The sequence below is a fragment of the Bacillus sp. 01N45 genome (assembly GCF_056399205.1).
On the sequence record NZ_JBFTQW010000027.1, the window covers coordinates 1 to 15,778 of the forward strand.

The 15,778-nt window shown below is 37.3% G+C and carries 14 protein-coding genes, 1 tRNA gene, 1 rRNA gene and 2 riboswitches; of the genes, 13 read left to right on the top strand and 3 right to left on the bottom strand.

Annotation, left to right across the window (positions count from 1 at the left end):
• Positions 1 to 68 precede the first annotated feature (68 nt).
• From AC1DMU_RS29080 to tsaD, 5 genes are all read left to right on the top strand, one after another.
• A tRNA-Asp gene (locus tag AC1DMU_RS29080) sits at positions 69 to 144 on the top strand.
• A 174-nt stretch (positions 145 to 318) separates the two neighbouring features.
• Positions 319 to 792, top strand: coding sequence for a tRNA (adenosine(37)-N6)-threonylcarbamoyltransferase complex ATPase subunit type 1 TsaE (tsaE, locus tag AC1DMU_RS29085; RefSeq protein ID WP_000049636.1), 474 nt, complete (start codon positions 319 to 321; stop codon positions 790 to 792).
• On the top strand, positions 773 to 1,465 hold the full coding sequence (tsaB, locus tag AC1DMU_RS29090; protein ID WP_048542995.1) for a tRNA (adenosine(37)-N6)-threonylcarbamoyltransferase complex dimerization subunit type 1 TsaB: 693 nt from the start codon (positions 773 to 775) through the stop codon (positions 1,463 to 1,465). The genes tsaE and tsaB overlap by 20 nt, the downstream gene beginning before the upstream one ends.
• A gap of 13 nt (positions 1,466 to 1,478) precedes the next feature.
• Positions 1,479 to 1,922: a ribosomal protein S18-alanine N-acetyltransferase gene (rimI, locus tag AC1DMU_RS29095; protein ID WP_142291661.1), complete on the top strand. Its 444-nt coding sequence runs from the start codon at positions 1,479 to 1,481 to the stop codon at positions 1,920 to 1,922.
• Positions 1,922 to 2,938, top strand: coding sequence for a tRNA (adenosine(37)-N6)-threonylcarbamoyltransferase complex transferase subunit TsaD (gene tsaD, locus AC1DMU_RS29100; protein ID WP_000414582.1), 1,017 nt, complete (start codon positions 1,922 to 1,924; stop codon positions 2,936 to 2,938). Before rimI ends, tsaD begins: the two co-directional genes overlap by 1 nt.
• A 407-nt stretch (positions 2,939 to 3,345) precedes the next feature.
• Here the strand turns inward: tsaD and AC1DMU_RS29105 are convergent, their stop codons facing one another.
• Positions 3,346 to 5,280, bottom strand: a complete 1,935-nt coding sequence (locus AC1DMU_RS29105) for an ABC-F family ATP-binding cassette domain-containing protein (protein ID WP_215559077.1) — start codon at positions 5,278 to 5,280, stop codon at positions 3,346 to 3,348.
• A gap of 187 nt (positions 5,281 to 5,467) precedes the next feature.
• Between AC1DMU_RS29105 and AC1DMU_RS29110 the strand changes: the two genes are divergently transcribed.
• Positions 5,468 to 6,097 (top strand): redox-sensing transcriptional repressor Rex, encoded by a 630-nt coding sequence (locus tag AC1DMU_RS29110; protein ID WP_000437704.1) that lies wholly within the window; start codon positions 5,468 to 5,470, stop codon positions 6,095 to 6,097.
• A gap of 29 nt (positions 6,098 to 6,126) precedes the next feature.
• Here AC1DMU_RS29110 and AC1DMU_RS29115 read toward each other — a convergent pair whose 3' ends face one another.
• Positions 6,127 to 6,318 carry a YdiK family protein gene (locus tag AC1DMU_RS29115; protein ID WP_001246201.1) on the bottom strand — a complete coding sequence of 64 codons (192 nt, stop codon included), beginning with the start codon at positions 6,316 to 6,318 and terminating at the stop codon, positions 6,127 to 6,129.
• Entirely contained in the window at positions 6,315 to 7,064 is a 750-nt protein-coding gene (locus AC1DMU_RS29120) for a CPBP family intramembrane glutamic endopeptidase (RefSeq protein WP_088061491.1), read from the bottom strand. Before AC1DMU_RS29120 ends, AC1DMU_RS29115 begins: the two co-directional genes overlap by 4 nt.
• Before the next feature lie 401 nt (positions 7,065 to 7,465).
• On the opposite strand from AC1DMU_RS29120, the gene groES reads away from it, so the two are divergent.
• The 7 genes from groES to AC1DMU_RS29155 all read left to right on the top strand — a co-directional run.
• Complete coding sequence (gene groES, locus AC1DMU_RS29125; protein WP_000917306.1) at positions 7,466 to 7,750, top strand: co-chaperone GroES; 285 nt, start codon at positions 7,466 to 7,468, stop codon at positions 7,748 to 7,750.
• Between the two features lie 38 nt (positions 7,751 to 7,788).
• Positions 7,789 to 9,423, top strand: coding sequence for a chaperonin GroEL (gene groL / locus AC1DMU_RS29130; RefSeq protein WP_001029984.1), 1,635 nt, complete (start codon positions 7,789 to 7,791; stop codon positions 9,421 to 9,423).
• Positions 9,424 to 9,562: 139 nt separating this feature from the next.
• Positions 9,563 to 9,664: riboswitch (purine riboswitch) on the top strand.
• Positions 9,665 to 9,829: 165 nt separating this feature from the next.
• The gene (guaA, locus tag AC1DMU_RS29135; protein ID WP_098133539.1) at positions 9,830 to 11,368 is read left to right on the top strand and encodes a glutamine-hydrolyzing GMP synthase; all 1,539 of its coding nucleotides are present in this window, start codon (positions 9,830 to 9,832) and stop codon (positions 11,366 to 11,368) included.
• Between the two features lie 153 nt (positions 11,369 to 11,521).
• Positions 11,522 to 11,623, top strand: a riboswitch (purine riboswitch).
• Positions 11,624 to 11,751: 128 nt separating this feature from the next.
• On the top strand, positions 11,752 to 13,077 hold the full coding sequence (locus tag AC1DMU_RS29140) for an NCS2 family permease (protein ID WP_000833097.1): 1,326 nt from the start codon (positions 11,752 to 11,754) through the stop codon (positions 13,075 to 13,077).
• 145 nt (positions 13,078 to 13,222) lie between these two features.
• Positions 13,223 to 13,924, top strand: coding sequence for a response regulator transcription factor (locus AC1DMU_RS29145; RefSeq protein ID WP_087981820.1), 702 nt, complete (start codon positions 13,223 to 13,225; stop codon positions 13,922 to 13,924).
• The gene (locus AC1DMU_RS29150; RefSeq protein WP_088061493.1) at positions 13,908 to 15,413 is read left to right on the top strand and encodes a sensor histidine kinase; all 1,506 of its coding nucleotides are present in this window, start codon (positions 13,908 to 13,910) and stop codon (positions 15,411 to 15,413) included. The genes AC1DMU_RS29145 and AC1DMU_RS29150 overlap by 17 nt, the downstream gene beginning before the upstream one ends.
• Positions 15,414 to 15,707: 294 nt before the next feature.
• A 16S ribosomal RNA gene (locus tag AC1DMU_RS29155) occupies positions 15,708 to 15,778 on the top strand; the annotation flags it as partial.

A 15,778-nucleotide genomic window follows, 5' to 3' on the forward strand; every position in this document is an offset into this window, starting at 1 on the left:
CAGCACGGTAGCTCGTCGGGCTCATAACCCGAAGGTCGCAGGTTCAAATCCTGTCCCCGCAACCAAATGGTCCCGTGGTGTAGTGGTTAACATGCCTGCCTGTCACGCAGGAGATCGCCGGTTCGACCCCGGTCGGGACCGCCATTTTATATAAAGAAAAGAACGAAACATGTTGTTTCGTATTTTTTTATTTGTTTTAACAAAAAACTAATAAAGACAGTCAAACTATCCTTAGGAAAACTCCTAAGGACTTTTTTATATATTCAAAACCTGTATAATAAAGAGCAGAGAACATTGTGAGTAAAGTAGGTGAAGTCTGTGAGTAAATATGAAATAACAACAAACTCTTCTGAGGAAACACAAAGATTATCAGAAAAACTAGGTGGACTTGTCGGGGCACAAGATGTAATTATTTTAGAAGGAGATCTAGGGGCTGGTAAGACAACTTTTACAAAAGGACTAGCAAAAGGTCTTGGAGTGAAAAGAGTTGTAAATAGTCCAACCTTTAATATTATTAAAGAATATAAAGGGAGATTGCCGCTATATCATATGGACGTGTATCGCTTAGCAGAAAGTGAAGAGGACTTAGGTTTTGATGAGTATTTCTACGGTGAAGGAATTACTGTAGTAGAATGGGCTCATTTAATAGAAGCATTTTTACCGAATGAGAAGTTACAAATTAGTTTATTCCATGCTGGAGATGATACAAGGAAAATTGTACTCGAGCCAATTGGAGATCGATATATTAGATTATGTGAGGAGCTATTACAAGATGAAAGTACTAGCAATTGATACTTCAAATTACGTAATGGGTGTATCCCTTATTGAGGAAGGAAACGTAATTGGGGAAATCATTACAAACTTAACAAAAAACCATTCTGTACGTCTTATGCCAGCTGTAGAGAAATTGTTAAAAGAATGTGGTGTAAAACCGAAAGAATTAACTAAAATAGTTGTAGCTGCTGGACCTGGATCATATACAGGTGTTCGCATAGGTGTGACAGCTGCAAAAACATTAGCTTGGTCACTTCAAATACCAATTGTAGGTGTATCAAGTTTAGAAGTAGTGGCTGCAAACGGTGCTAATTTTGATGGATTAATCTGTCCTTTATTCGATGGAAGACGCGGACAAATTTATACTGGGTTATATACATATGAAGGAGAGCATTTAACTTCTATAGAAGAAGACCGAATCATCCTTATTGTAGACTGGTTGCAAATGTTAAAAGATACAGGAAAGCCTGTTTTATTTATTGGTAACGATGTTAAACTGCACAAAGAGACGATTATCGAACATTTAGGCAACCAAGCTGTATTTGCTCCCTTCACTAAAAATAACCCAAGACCAAGTGAGTTAGCTTTCTTAGGGTTACAAAAAGAAGAACAAGATGTACATTCATTTGTTCCTAGTTATCTTCGTTTAGCTGAAGCTGAAACAAAGTGGTTAGAAAGTCAAAACAAGTAGGAGCTTGCAGAAGATGGATATGATATTTAGAAAGATGGAACTCGATGATATCACTCAAATTGTAGCTATTGAAGAAGCGTCTTTTTCAACTCCTTGGACTGCAGATGCCTTTCACCGTGAGTTAACGACGAATGAACATGCACATTATGTTGTGCTAGAAAAAGATGGTCGTGTAATTGGGTATTGTGGATTGTGGATAATTATTGATGAATCACATATAACAAATGTAGCTATTTTGCCAGAATACAGAGGTCAAAAGCTAGGGGATGCTTTATTGAAAGAAGTTATTTCCGAAGCGAAAGATTTAGGGGTAAAAACGATGACGCTTGAAGTACGTGTATCAAATGAAGTAGCAAAACAGTTATACAGAAAATACGGATTTCAAAATGGTGGAATTCGTAAACGATACTATGCAGACAATCAGGAAGATGGTCTCGTAATGTGGGTGAATATATAATGGAAAAAAATACGATTATACTTGGTATTGAAACAAGTTGTGATGAAACAGCAGTAGCAGTTGTTAAAAATGGAACGGAAATTATTGCGAATGTCGTTGCATCACAAATTGAAAGTCATAAACGTTTTGGCGGAGTTGTACCAGAGATTGCATCCCGTCATCATGTAGAAGAAATTACAGTTGTGTTAGAAGAAGCTTTAAAAGAAGCAAATATCACATTTGATGATATTGATGCAATTGCTGTAACAGAAGGACCTGGGTTAGTAGGAGCGCTTTTAATAGGGGTAAATGCAGCGAAAGCAGTGGCTTTTGCACATGATATTCCTCTAGTGGGTGTTCATCATATAGCTGGGCACATTTATGCGAACCGTTTAGTAAAAGAAGTTCAATTCCCACTACTATCACTTGTTGTATCTGGTGGACATACGGAGCTTGTTTATATGAAAGAACATGGTTCATTCGAAGTGATTGGTGAAACAAGAGATGATGCAGCTGGAGAGGCATATGATAAAGTAGCTCGAACATTATCCATGCCATATCCAGGTGGTCCTCACATTGATCGCCTTGCACATGAAGGGGAACCGACAATCGATTTGCCTCGTGCATGGCTAGAACCTGATTCGTATGATTTCAGTTTCAGTGGATTGAAATCAGCAGTTATCAACACTGTGCATAACGCGAAACAACGCGGGATAGAAATTGCACCGGAAGATTTAGCAGCAAGTTTCCAAGCGAGTGTAATAGATGTGCTTGTAACGAAAGCATCTCGTGCAGCAGAAGCGTATAACGTAAAGCAACTGCTTCTTGCTGGTGGAGTAGCTGCGAATAAAGGACTTCGCGCACGTTTGGAAGCGGAATTTGCGACAAAAGAAAATATCGAGCTAATTATTCCTCCACTATCTTTATGTACCGATAATGCAGCGATGATTGCAGCCGCAGGTACAATTGCATATGAACAAGGAAAACGTGCTACATTAGCTCTAAATGCAAATCCAGGATTAGATATTGAAGAATAGTTATGCACAAAATTAACCACAGCTTGTGGATAAAACCCATATTATCTGTTGATAATGTGGGTTTTATTGTGTATATAAAATGTTGATAACTTTTTTGGAAGTTGTGGATAATGTGGAAAAGTTATTTTGGGGTTTATTTTATAAAGGTGGATATGTGTATAAACCTGTGGATAAAGCAGAAGAAGTCTGACCTTTGAATGTATTCTTTTTTGGGAAATAAATCGCAAGAAGATATCTCTAAAAAACATTTTGAAATGTGCCCTTATTATAGGGGCGAGCCAACATTGTCAAACTTTGTCGGTAAATCGGTATGTCGTGTCGAATCGTTTATACCCCAGCTAGAAGATAAAAAGGATGTCGCATAGTCAAAAATCCCGACTTATGAGACATCCTTCTTATTCATACTCTTATAAATGTAATTCTTCCCATTCTGCCATACAAGCATCAAGTTGCTCTTGTAGTATTTGCTTTTTCGTTGTAATTTCACTAGCCTTTTCATAATCTGCGTATATTTCTGGTAAGCAAAGTTGATCTTCTAACGTAGCAATTTCTTCTTCAAATTCTACAATATTTTGTTCTAGTTCCTCAATTTTTCGAGTGCGTTGACGTTCTAATTGTTTACGCTCTTTTTCTTCGAGATAATTTAATTTTTCTTGCGCTACAGTTTTTTGAACAGGTGCTTGGTTTTCTTGCTGTTCTTGTTGTTCAAATGCTGCACGTTCAATCATTTCATTTTTCTTCTCCACATAGTAATCGTAATCGCCTAAATACTCTTGTGCACCTTCTGTTGACAACTCAACAACGGTCGTCGTTACACGATTAATAAAGTAGCGGTCATGTGAAACAAATAGAAGGGTGCCTGGATAATCAATTAAAGCATTCTCCAAAATTTCTTTACTATTTAAATCAAGATGGTTCGTAGGTTCATCGAGAATTAATAAATTTGATTTTTGCATCATAAGTTTTGCAAGAGCTAATCGAGCTTTTTGTCCACCACTAAGAGAAGATACTGGTTTTAGTACATCATCCCCTGTGAATAAGAAGTTACCTAATATCGTGCGAATTTCTTTTTCGGGCTGCAATGGATATTCATCCCATAACTCATTTAAAACTCGCTTAGAAGATGTTAAGTTTGCTTGTTCTTGATCATAATAACCAACAGATACATTGGATCCGAAAGAAACATCACCATTTAATAGTGGTAACTTATTCACAAGTGATTTTAATAATGTGGATTTTCCAATTCCGTTTGGACCAACTAAAGCAACGCTATCCCCGCGAGTTAAGCGCATAGTTACATGTTCAATAATCGGATCATCATCATAGCCGATAGTTGCATCCTTTACTTGTAAAACATCATTTCCACTTTGTTTTTCGATATCGAAGTGGAAGGATGCTGACTTAGAATCACCTAATGGTCTAGTCAATAATTCCATTCTATCTAATTGTTTACGACGGCTTTGAGCACGTTTTGTCGTAGATGCGCGCGCTATATTTTTTTGAACGAAATCCTCAAGTTTAGCGATTTCATCTTGTTGTTTTTCATAACGTTTCATGTCTTGCTCGTATAATGCTGATTTTAAGTCTAAATATTTACTGTAGTTACCAACAAATCGTCTGCTTTCTTTATTCGAAATTTCATATACTTGTGTAACGAGTTTATCTAAGAAATAACGGTCATGGGAAACGATTAGTATTGCGCCAGGATAGCCTTGTAAATATTGTTCAAGCCATGTTAATGTTTCGATGTCTAAATGGTTTGTAGGCTCGTCCAAAATAAGTAGGTCTGGTTTCGTTAATAATAATTTACCAAGAGCTAATCGTGTTTTTTGTCCACCGCTTAATGTAGAAATCGTCGTCTGGTGCGTTTCAACTGGGAAGCCAAGACCACTTAAAATCGAGCGAATATCTGCTTCATATTGATATCCACCTTGATCTTTATAATCTAATTGCAATTGGTCATAATCAGCTAATAATCTTTCATATGTAGCCTCGTTTGAAAAGTTTTCTTCTTTTCCCATCTCTTGCTCTAGCCTTCGAAGTTTTGTCTCCATTTGCTGCAAGTGTGTAAAGACGGTTAACATTTCATCCCAAATTGTTAAAGACGTTTCTAACCCGGTATTTTGAGCTAAATATCCGATTGAGACATCTTTTGGTTTTATAATTTCGCCACCATCATGAGATAGCTCACCAGCTATTATTTTTAATAGTGTAGATTTTCCGGCCCCATTTCGTCCGACTAATGCGATACGATCTTTCGTTTGAACTTCCAATTTTATGTTTGCAAGAATCGTTTCGGCACCGTATAATTTCGTAAGCGCGTTTACTTGTAATAAAATCAATGTTTTCACCTCAAATAATTTCTTAACTTTGCCATGTTTATATTTCTCAATCATACTAAAAATAGTGTATAGTTTAAAATAAAGAGAGAATACTTCTTCTCTTTATTATACAGGGAAATTCATGAGTGCTAAACTTCTGTATTTGATTCAAGTATATGAATAAAGATAGGAAGAGAGGAGAGGTTATATGGAGCAGCAAAAAATTCCACAGGCCACTGCCAAACGATTGCCTCTATACTATCGATTTATCCAAAACTTATCTCTTTCTGGTAAGCAACGTGTTTCATCAGCCGAATTGAGTGAAGCGGTAAAAGTTGATTCCGCAACGATTCGAAGAGATTTTTCATATTTTGGAGCGTTAGGGAAAAAAGGTTATGGATATAACGTAAATTATTTATTATCATTTTTCCGTGAAACACTCGACCAAGATGATATAACACGTGTAGCACTTATTGGAGTAGGTAATTTAGGGACCGCTTTCTTACATTATAATTTCACGAAAAACAATAATACAAAAATTGAAATGGCGTTTGATGTTAGTGAAGAGAAAGTCGGGACAGAAATCGGGGGCATTCCTGTATATCATTTAGATGAATTAGAAGAACGTTTATCAACTGATATACAAGTGGCAATATTAACAGTACCCGCTACAGTAGCACAATCTGTAGCAGATAGATTGGCAGAAACGAACGTGCATGGTATTTTAAATTTCACACCAGCGCGCTTAAATGTGTCAGATAATATAAGAATTCACCATATTGATTTAGCGGTAGAGTTACAAACACTTGTTTACTTTTTAAAGAATTATCCACAATAAAACGCAGAGGAAGCGACCTCTGCGTTTTATTATTGTTTTTTCTTTGTGAATTTAACTAAGATAAGGCGAAGTGCCAAATTAAAATCAATTGTTGCCATAACTGCAAATAGTATTGTCCACATATTCCAGATTGTATCTGTTACGTTCGTAATGGCGAAGCGTGTAAAGATACATCCTAGAAGGAAGTACAATGCAGCCATGAACAATGGTGAGTTCCTCATACTAAAAATCCTCCGATAAAGCCTTGCATTTTTTCAGCTTCTTTAATCATTTCTTGAATTTGTTCATTGCTCATTAAAACTTGAGCAACTGCAACTAATGTATTCATTGCAACATGAGCTGCGATAGGGACGATAATACGCTTCGTTTTTACATATAAAAAGGCGAATACGAGTCCCATAGAAGTGTATACCAATAAGTGAGTGAAATCAAAATGAATTGCTGCGAATACAAGAGAACTAATGATAGCAGCAATAAAGAAGTTAAACTTCTTATAAAGTGTACCAAATAAAATTTTTCTAAATACGATTTCTTCCAAAATAGGTCCTATTATAGAGATAACGATAAGGAACCAAGGTGTCGTTTTTGCGATATCCATAAGTCTTGCTGTATTTTCTGATCCAGGTTTAATTCCTAATACACGTATTTCTATCATACCGGCAATACTTTGTGAGAAAAATGCTAGGAAGAAACCGATAAAAATCCAACCAATCGTAGCTGGAACAGTAGAGCGCATTGTATCTAAACGTCTGTCACGAATATCTGTTCTAAGTAACCAAAGTACGATACATAATGCAATAAAGAAGCTAATGATTGCCCAGTGGCCAGTTATGAGTTGAAATTTCTCTTCTCTAGTAAATCCCCTGTTATCATAAAGTCCAGTTTTCAGCAGAAGTGGTAATCCAACAATGGATGATAACTGCATTAAAATGTATGTAACGATAACCCACCAATATTGTTTTTTCAAATGGTTTAACCATCCTTTCTAACTCTAGTGTATGAGATAAGGTAGGATAACATGTAAGTATGCTACCTACGATATAAACCTCGCTTAAATTATGTTTTTTTCGTAAATCCTTATTTGAAATTATAATAGAAGACAGGAGAAAGTTGTGTGTATAGCGAAAACAACTTAGGGTGTCCTTTCATATTGTAACATACGAGTAGGGGAAACAACGATTCATATAGTAAAGGTAGAAGAAGAGGGACTCTATATAGAAAAGTGTATAGCTTAATTTGCGAAAAAATTATGATTTTTTTACTTGCAAAAGAAATTGAGATTATTTATTATTATAAGTGTGTTAGCACTCGGGTGACTTGAGTGCTAATAAATAAAATTTACATAACAAAATGAGGAGGTTATTGTTCATGCTAAAGCCATTAGGTGATCGCGTTGTAATTGAGCTTGTTCAAGCAGAAGAAAAAACAGCAAGTGGTATTGTATTACCAGACACTGCAAAAGAAAAACCACAAGAGGGTAAAGTTATTGCAGTAGGTACTGGTCGAGTGCTTGAAAATGGTGAGCGTGTTGCTCTAGAGGTAGCTGCAGGTGATCTTATCATCTTCTCAAAATATGCAGGTACTGAAGTAAAATATGAAGGTACTGACTACTTGATTTTACGTGAAAGTGACATTTTAGCAGTTATCGGTTAATTATATAAATCTTAAAAAATTCAAGGGGGTCAATTATTATGGCAAAAGATATTAAATTTAGTGAAGAAGCACGTCGTTCGATGCTTCGCGGTGTCGACACTCTTGCAAACGCAGTAAAAGTAACGCTTGGACCAAAAGGTCGTAACGTTGTACTTGAGAAAAAATTTGGTTCACCACTTATTACAAATGATGGTGTAACAATCGCAAAAGAAATCGAATTAGAAGATGCATTCGAAAACATGGGTGCAAAATTAGTAGCAGAAGTTGCTAGCAAAACAAATGATGTAGCTGGTGACGGAACAACAACTGCAACTGTATTAGCACAAGCTATGATTCGTGAAGGTCTTAAAAACGTAACAGCTGGTGCGAACCCAATGGGTCTTCGTAAAGGTATCGAAAAAGCTGTTACTGCTGCAATTGCAGAATTAAAAGAGATTTCTAAACCAATCGAAGGCAAATCTTCTATCGCACAAGTAGCTGCTATTTCTGCAGCTGACGAAGAAGTAGGTCAATTAATCGCTGAAGCAATGGAGCGCGTTGGTAACGACGGCGTTATTACTTTAGAAGAATCTAAAGGATTTACAACAGAATTAGACGTAGTAGAAGGTATGCAATTTGATCGTGGATATGCATCTCCTTACATGATTACTGATTCTGACAAAATGGAAGCAGTTCTTGATAACCCATACATCTTAATTACTGATAAGAAGATTTCTAACATCCAAGAAATCTTACCAGTATTAGAGCAAGTGGTACAACAAGGTAAACCACTTCTTATCATCGCTGAAGACGTAGAAGGCGAAGCTTTAGCTACATTAGTAGTGAACAAACTTCGTGGTACATTCAATGTAGTAGCTGTTAAAGCTCCTGGATTTGGTGACCGTCGTAAAGCAATGCTAGAAGATATCGCAATCTTAACTGGTGGCGAAGTAATCACTGAAGAATTAGGTCGTGACTTAAAATCTGCTACAATTGAATCTTTAGGACGTGCTGGTAAAGTTGTTGTAACGAAAGAAAACACAACTGTAGTTGAAGGTATCGGAAATTCACAACAAATCGAAGCTCGCATTGGTCAAATCCGCGCGCAATTAGAAGAAACTACTTCTGAATTCGATCGTGAAAAATTACAAGAGCGTCTTGCAAAACTTGCAGGTGGCGTAGCAGTAATTAAAGTAGGTGCAGCAACTGAAACTGAGTTAAAAGAGCGCAAACTTCGCATTGAAGATGCACTTAACTCAACTCGTGCAGCAGTAGAAGAAGGTATCGTTGCTGGTGGTGGTACTTCACTTATGAACGTATACACGAAAGTAGCTTCTATCGTAGCTGAAGGCGACGAAGCAACAGGTATCAACATCGTACTTCGCGCACTAGAAGAGCCAGTTCGTCAAATCGCGATCAACGCTGGTCTAGAAGGATCTGTAGTTGTAGAGCGTCTAAAAGGCGAAAAAGTAGGCGTTGGTTTCAACGCAGCTACTGGCGAGTGGGTTAACATGCTTGAAACTGGTATCGTAGATCCAGCTAAAGTAACTCGCTCTGCACTTCAAAACGCAGCATCTGTTGCAGCTATGTTCTTAACGACTGAAGCTGTAGTTGCTGACAAGCCAGAACCAAATGCACCAGCAATGCCTGACATGGGCGGCATGGGCATGGGCGGTATGGGCGGAATGATGTAATTCCGTTTGCTCGAAAAACATCCATTTCTATATAGAAATGGATGTTTTTTTATGTTTTTTAGAAAAGGAAATTAATTTCTGTAGAATTTTGTCGCTTTCTCTCTTGACCATATCGATACTTCATTGTTAGAATCTAGGGAGATAATATAAAAAAATCCTTCATATATCCTCGATGATATGGTTTGAGAGTCTCTACCGGGTTACCGTAAACAACCTGACTATGAAGGCAGTGCGTCTTATATTTATAAAGAGCGGAAGACTATCTTTCTTTATAAAGCCAGACCCCTGCCTTTTCTTTGTTATGAGACTAGAGGCGGAGGACTGGCTTTTTTTATTATATTAGTAATGCTTTTTGCCTAATTGGTAAAAATATTTATATACGAGAACTAACGTTGGGGTGATTATTTTGAAGAAGCAGCATGATACAATTATCGTTTTAGATTTTGGGAGTCAGTACAATCAGTTAATAGCACGTCGAATTCGTGAGTTCGGTGTATACAGTGAACTTCATCCACATACAATTACTGCAGAAGAAATTAAAGCAATGAATCCAAAAGGGATTATCTTCTCTGGTGGACCAAATAGTGTATACGGTGAAGGCGCATTACATTGTGATGAAAAAATCTTTGAACTAGGATTACCGATCTTCGGTATTTGTTACGGTATGCAGCTTATGACGCAACACTTCGGTGGGAAAGTAGAACGTGCAAACCACCGTGAGTACGGAAAAGCTGTTCTTAAAGTAGAGAACGAATCAAAATTATATGCGAACCTTCCAGAAGAGCAAGTTGTATGGATGAGCCATGGTGACTTAGTAACTGGTTTACCTGAAGGATTCGTAGTAGATGCAACAAGTGAGTCTTGTCCAATTGCTGGTATGAGCAATGAAGACAAAAACTTATACGGTGTACAATTCCACCCAGAAGTACGTCATTCTGAGCACGGTAATGATTTAATTAAAAACTTCGTATTCGGCGTATGTGGTTGTTCTGAAGGATGGAACATGGAGAACTTTATCGAAGTAGAATTAGAGAAAATCCGTGAAACTGTTGGAGACAAAAAAGTACTATGCGCACTTAGCGGCGGTGTAGACTCTTCTGTTGTAGCAGTATTAATTCATAAAGCAATCGGCGATCAATTAACATGTATTTTCGTTGACCACGGCTTACTTCGCAAAGGTGAAGCAGAAGGCGTTATGAAAACATTCAGCGAAGGCTTCCACATGAACGTTATTAAAGTGGATGCACAAGAACGCTTCATGAACAAGTTAAAAGGTGTAGAAGATCCAGAACAAAAACGTAAAATCATCGGTAATGAATTCATTTACGTATTTGATGATGAAGCTTCTAAATTACAAGGAATGGACTTCCTAGCGCAAGGTACACTTTATACAGACATCGTTGAAAGTGGTACAGCAACTGCACAAACAATTAAATCTCACCATAACGTTGGTGGTCTTCCAGAAGACATGCAGTTCAAATTAATTGAGCCTTTAAACACGTTATTTAAAGATGAAGTACGTGTATTAGGATCAGAACTAGGAATTCCTGATGAAATTGTATGGCGTCAACCATTCCCAGGCCCTGGTCTTGGTATTCGTGTATTAGGTGAAATCACAGAAGAGAAATTAGAAATCGTTCGTGAATCTGATGCGATTTTACGTGAAGAAATTATTAAAGCGGGCTTAGACCGCGAAGTTTGGCAATACTTCACTGCGCTTCCTGGTATGCGTAGCGTAGGTGTTATGGGTGATGAGCGTACTTACGATTACACAGTAGGTATCCGCGCAGTAACATCTATCGACGGTATGACAGCTGACTGGGCACGTATCCCTTGGGACGTATTAGAGAAAATCTCTGTACGTATCGTAAACGAAGTAAAACACGTTAACCGTATCGTGTATGATATAACAAGTAAGCCACCAGCAACTATCGAGTGGGAATAGTATTATAAAAAAAGATCCATCTATTGCTCATGCATAGATGGATCTTTTGTGTTTTGCTCTTAATACGAACGAAAATGCGAAAGTTTGTAAAAATGTTCGTTTTTAAATTGACAAAACTACTTCATCGAGTTAATATGAGTATGTAATTCAAACGAAAAGTGAATATTATGCCGTCGTATAATATCGGGGATATGGCCCGAAAGTTTCTACCTAGCTACCGTAAATGGCTTGACTACGAGGCGTTTAGATAAAGATGAGGGTAAACTTGTCTTTATTCATAGAACGCTTCCATGTATATGCAATGGAAGCCTTTTTTATTTTTAATAGATAAAAGAGGGCTAGGGAGATTACGGCGAGTAATCATATAACGGGGGAAACGTAAGATGAAACGCTATTTTCAGTTTGATGAACTCGGTACAAATTATAAAACAGAGTTCATAGCAGGTTTAACGACATTTTTATCTATGGCTTATGTACTATTTGTCAATCCTGCTACGCTGTCACTTGGAAATGTTAAAGGGTTACCAGCAGGTACAGGAATGGATCCGGGTGCAGTATTCGTTGCTACAGCATTAGCAGCAGCGATTGGTTCGTTAATTATGGGGATATTCGCGAAGTATCCGATTGCTTTGGCGCCGGGTATGGGAATTAACGCGTTCTTTGCTTATACGGCAGTGTTAACGATGGGTATTCCATGGCAGACAGCAATTGCTGGAACGTTAATGTCAGGTATTATCTTTATTATTCTTACAGCTTCAGGTATTCGTGAAAAAATCATTAATGCAATTCCATCAGAGTTAAAGTTTGCAGTAGCGGCAGGTATCGGATTATTCATTGCCTTCCTTGGCTTCCAAAATGCCGGAATTATCGTGAAAAATGATGCTGTTCTTGTTGGGTTGGGGGATTTAACAAAGGGCACAACGTTACTAGCAATCTTCGGGGTTGTTACTACAATCATCTTCATGATTAAGAAAGTTAATGGTGCAGTGTTCTACGGTATGATTCTTACAGCAATTTTAGGAGTAGCGACAGGATTAATTGATACTCCAAAAGCTGTAGTGGGAGCAATACCGAGTCTAGAACCAACGTTCGGTGTGGCGTTAACTCACTTCGGAGATATTTTCACTGTTCAAATGGTGATTGTTATTATAACGTTCTTCTTTATCGATTTCTTTGATACAGCAGGTACACTTGTAGCGGTTGCGAATCAAGCTGGATTAATGAAGAACAATAAATTACCACGTGCAGGAAAAGCATTATTTGCAGATGCGATTGCAACTGTAATCGGTGCGATCTTAGGTACATCAACAACAACGTCTTACATTGAATCTTCTGCAGGGGTAGCAGCGGGTGGACGTTCTGGATTTACAGCAGTTGTAACAGCAGGATTCTTTTTGCTGGCACTATTCTTCTCGCCATTATTAAGCGTTGTAACACCAGCTGTAACAGCACCAGCATTAATTATTGTAGGGATCTTGATGGTTTCATCTTTAGGCGAAATTGATTGGAAGAAATTCGAGATTGCAGTACCAGCATTCTTTACAATCATTTCAATGCCACTTACGTATAGTATTGCGACAGGGATTGCAATCGGGTTTATCTTCTATCCAATTACAATGGTAGTAAGTGGTCGTCGTAAAGAGATTCATCCAATTATGTATGTTATGGGAGTTTTATTCGTACTATATTTCATCTACGTTCGTAAATAAAAGGGGTTTTTTGAAAGGTCTAGACTTAAGGGGAGTCTAGACCTTTTTTGCGTCTTCAGAAAATCTTAAGGATTTCCGAGCGTTTTTCTTCAGAAGTTTTCCTATAATAGAAGTTAGGGATTAAAAAAGTGATGGGGGAGATATTGTGGCGCACGAAACAATACTTGTCGTAGATGATGAAAAAGAAATTAGAAATCTTATTACAATCTATTTAAAGAATGAAGGATATAAAGTGTTGCAAGCAGGAGACGGAGAAGAAGGATTACGTTTACTAGAAGAAAATGAAGTACATCTAGTCGTATTAGATATTATGATGCCAAAGGTAGATGGTATTCATATGTGTATGAAAGTAAGAGAATCGAAAGAAATGCCGATTATTATGCTTTCTGCGAAAACGCAAGATATGGATAAAATTTTAGGATTAACAACAGGTGCAGATGATTACGTAACGAAACCATTTAATCCGTTAGAGTTAATCGCAAGGATTAAATCTCAGTTACGTCGTTATATGAAGATGAATGGTTTTGCTCTTCAAAATGAGGACGAGTTAGAAATTGGAGAGATGAAAATAAACATCTCCACTCATACAGTCATTGTGGATGGAGAAGAAGTGAAACTGACCCCGAGGGAATTTTCGATTTTAGAATTACTAGCTCGTAATCCGGGGATGGTCTTTAGTGCGGAACAAATTTATGAAAAGGTTTGGAACGAAAGATCTTTCCAGTCGGATAACACGGTAATGGTTCATATTCGGAAAGTGCGTGAAAAGATTGAGGAGAATCCAAGGAAGCCAATATATATAAAAACAGTATGGGGAGTGGGGTATAAGATTGAAAAAGATATTTAATCCATTTACTTATGTTAGGAAATTTCGAGAATTAATTGGAAAGATAATGAAGAGTGTGAAACGGAGTGTGCGAATTCAACTTATTACTGCGTTTACTGCTTGTGCGCTATTAGGTCTTTTGTCAGCAAAGGCGGCAGCGCCGTTTTTTGAGAATGCGAATCGGAAGGCGATGATCGATTATCGGGCTGGTATGGAGGAGATTAATCAACAAGCTCAAGGAGCGGCAAATAGTTCGGTTCATGAAAATAAATTAGAAGCTATATCCGATATGATCGAAAGGGAGAACCAAAGTTTAGAGCGAGGACCTAGAGCTTTAAAAATATTGGTTACTGACGAGAGCGGTAAAGTTTTATATAAAACGAAGCAGGCGCAAGAAGAGCAAATTGATTTGCATAATACGATTCGTAATGCAGCATCATTCGCGATCAACTATTCAAATGGCCAAGATGCATTTGAAAGTACAAGAAAAGAATTTATAGCTTTTGCACCTATTACAATAGAAGATAAGAATTTATACATGTTTGTTAGTGGGATTCCAGAAGGTGAAGTAATATATGATACGCAAGAAGGGCCGTTTCCATTTTGCATAGGTGTACTCATATTTATTTTCTCTTTCTTCTATATAACAAAGAGAAAGATGAAGCAAATTGAAGCGATGGCACAAGGTGTAAAGGAAATAGAAAAAGGCAACTTAGCGTATCGTATTGAGAAGAAAGGTGAGGACGAGATTGCGTCTTTAACTGAGAATATTAATAATATGGCAGAAGAGCTTATGAATAATATAGAAAAGGAACGTAAATTAGAGAAGCAAAAGAATGAGCTTATTACGAATGTATCTCACGATTTGCGTACACCACTGACTTCTATTATGGGTTACTTGCGATTACTTCGAGATTCTAAATATGAAAATAAAGAACAACATGATGAGTATACGAGAATTGCTTTTGCGAAGTCGGAGCAGTTAAAGAATTTAATAGAAGATTTATTTGAGTATACGAAGTTAACAAATGAGCAAGTTGTATTAGAAAAACAAGAGGTTTGTATAAATGAGTTATTGGAGCAATTAATAGAAGAGTTAGTACCGCAGGCAGAAGAGCATGGACTTGCGTTTGTTAAGAAGTTTCCTGAGGAACGTGCCTATGCAGCGGTTGATTCGGAAAAGATGGTACGTGTATTTGATAATTTATTAATGAACGCGATTAAGTATAGTAAAGATGATGGGGAGATAAAAGTTTCTCTTCAAAGGCAGCGCCGGGATATACAAATTGTAATTGCGAATCATAGTGAAGAGTTTACGAGAGAAGAGCTAGGGAGTTTGTTTGAACGTTTTTATAAGAAGGATCAATCTAGAAGTAGAGTAACAGAAGGATCGGGACTTGGATTAGCGATTGCGAAAAGTATTGTTGAGCTGCAAGGTGGTAGTATTCGAGCAGAATATGAGGATGGTATTATTCAGTTTATCGTCTCGTTACCAATTATAGAAAAATAATAAATGAATAGAATGATATTTGATAAAAAGGCTTATTTTAAAAGAAATAAGCCTTTTTATATTTTTTTAGAAAAATATGTTGACGATTAGAGTATAGAGGTGTAATATAGGACAAGTCGCCGATGCAATAACGCAGAACGCGGCAAACGAAATAAAAAACTTAGTTGACATTGAAACATGAAGATGTTAACATAAGGGAGTCGCAAATGAGCGACCGATTAGTTCTTTGAAAACTGAACGAAACAAACAACGTGAAACGTCAATTTTTATTTTTAGATGCTAGACAAACTAACTTTATTGGAGAGTTTGATCCTGGCTCAGGATGAACGCTGGCGGCGTGCCTAATACATGCAAGTCGAGCGAAT

Coding starts and splice junctions, on each gene's coding strand:
- rimI (WP_142291661.1), top strand. CDS start 1,479: ATGGATATGATATTTAGAAAGATGGAACTCGATGATATCACTCAAATT.
- tsaB (WP_048542995.1), top strand. CDS start 773: ATGAAAGTACTAGCAATTGATACTTCAAATTACGTAATGGGTGTATCC.
- AC1DMU_RS29110 (WP_000437704.1), top strand. CDS start 5,468: ATGGAGCAGCAAAAAATTCCACAGGCCACTGCCAAACGATTGCCTCTA.
- tsaD (WP_000414582.1), top strand. CDS start 1,922: ATGGAAAAAAATACGATTATACTTGGTATTGAAACAAGTTGTGATGAA.
- AC1DMU_RS29140 (WP_000833097.1), top strand. CDS start 11,752: ATGAAACGCTATTTTCAGTTTGATGAACTCGGTACAAATTATAAAACA.
- groES (WP_000917306.1), top strand. CDS start 7,466: ATGCTAAAGCCATTAGGTGATCGCGTTGTAATTGAGCTTGTTCAAGCA.
- groL (WP_001029984.1), top strand. CDS start 7,789: ATGGCAAAAGATATTAAATTTAGTGAAGAAGCACGTCGTTCGATGCTT.
- AC1DMU_RS29115 (WP_001246201.1), bottom strand. CDS start 6,318: ATGAGGAACTCACCATTGTTCATGGCTGCATTGTACTTCCTTCTAGGA.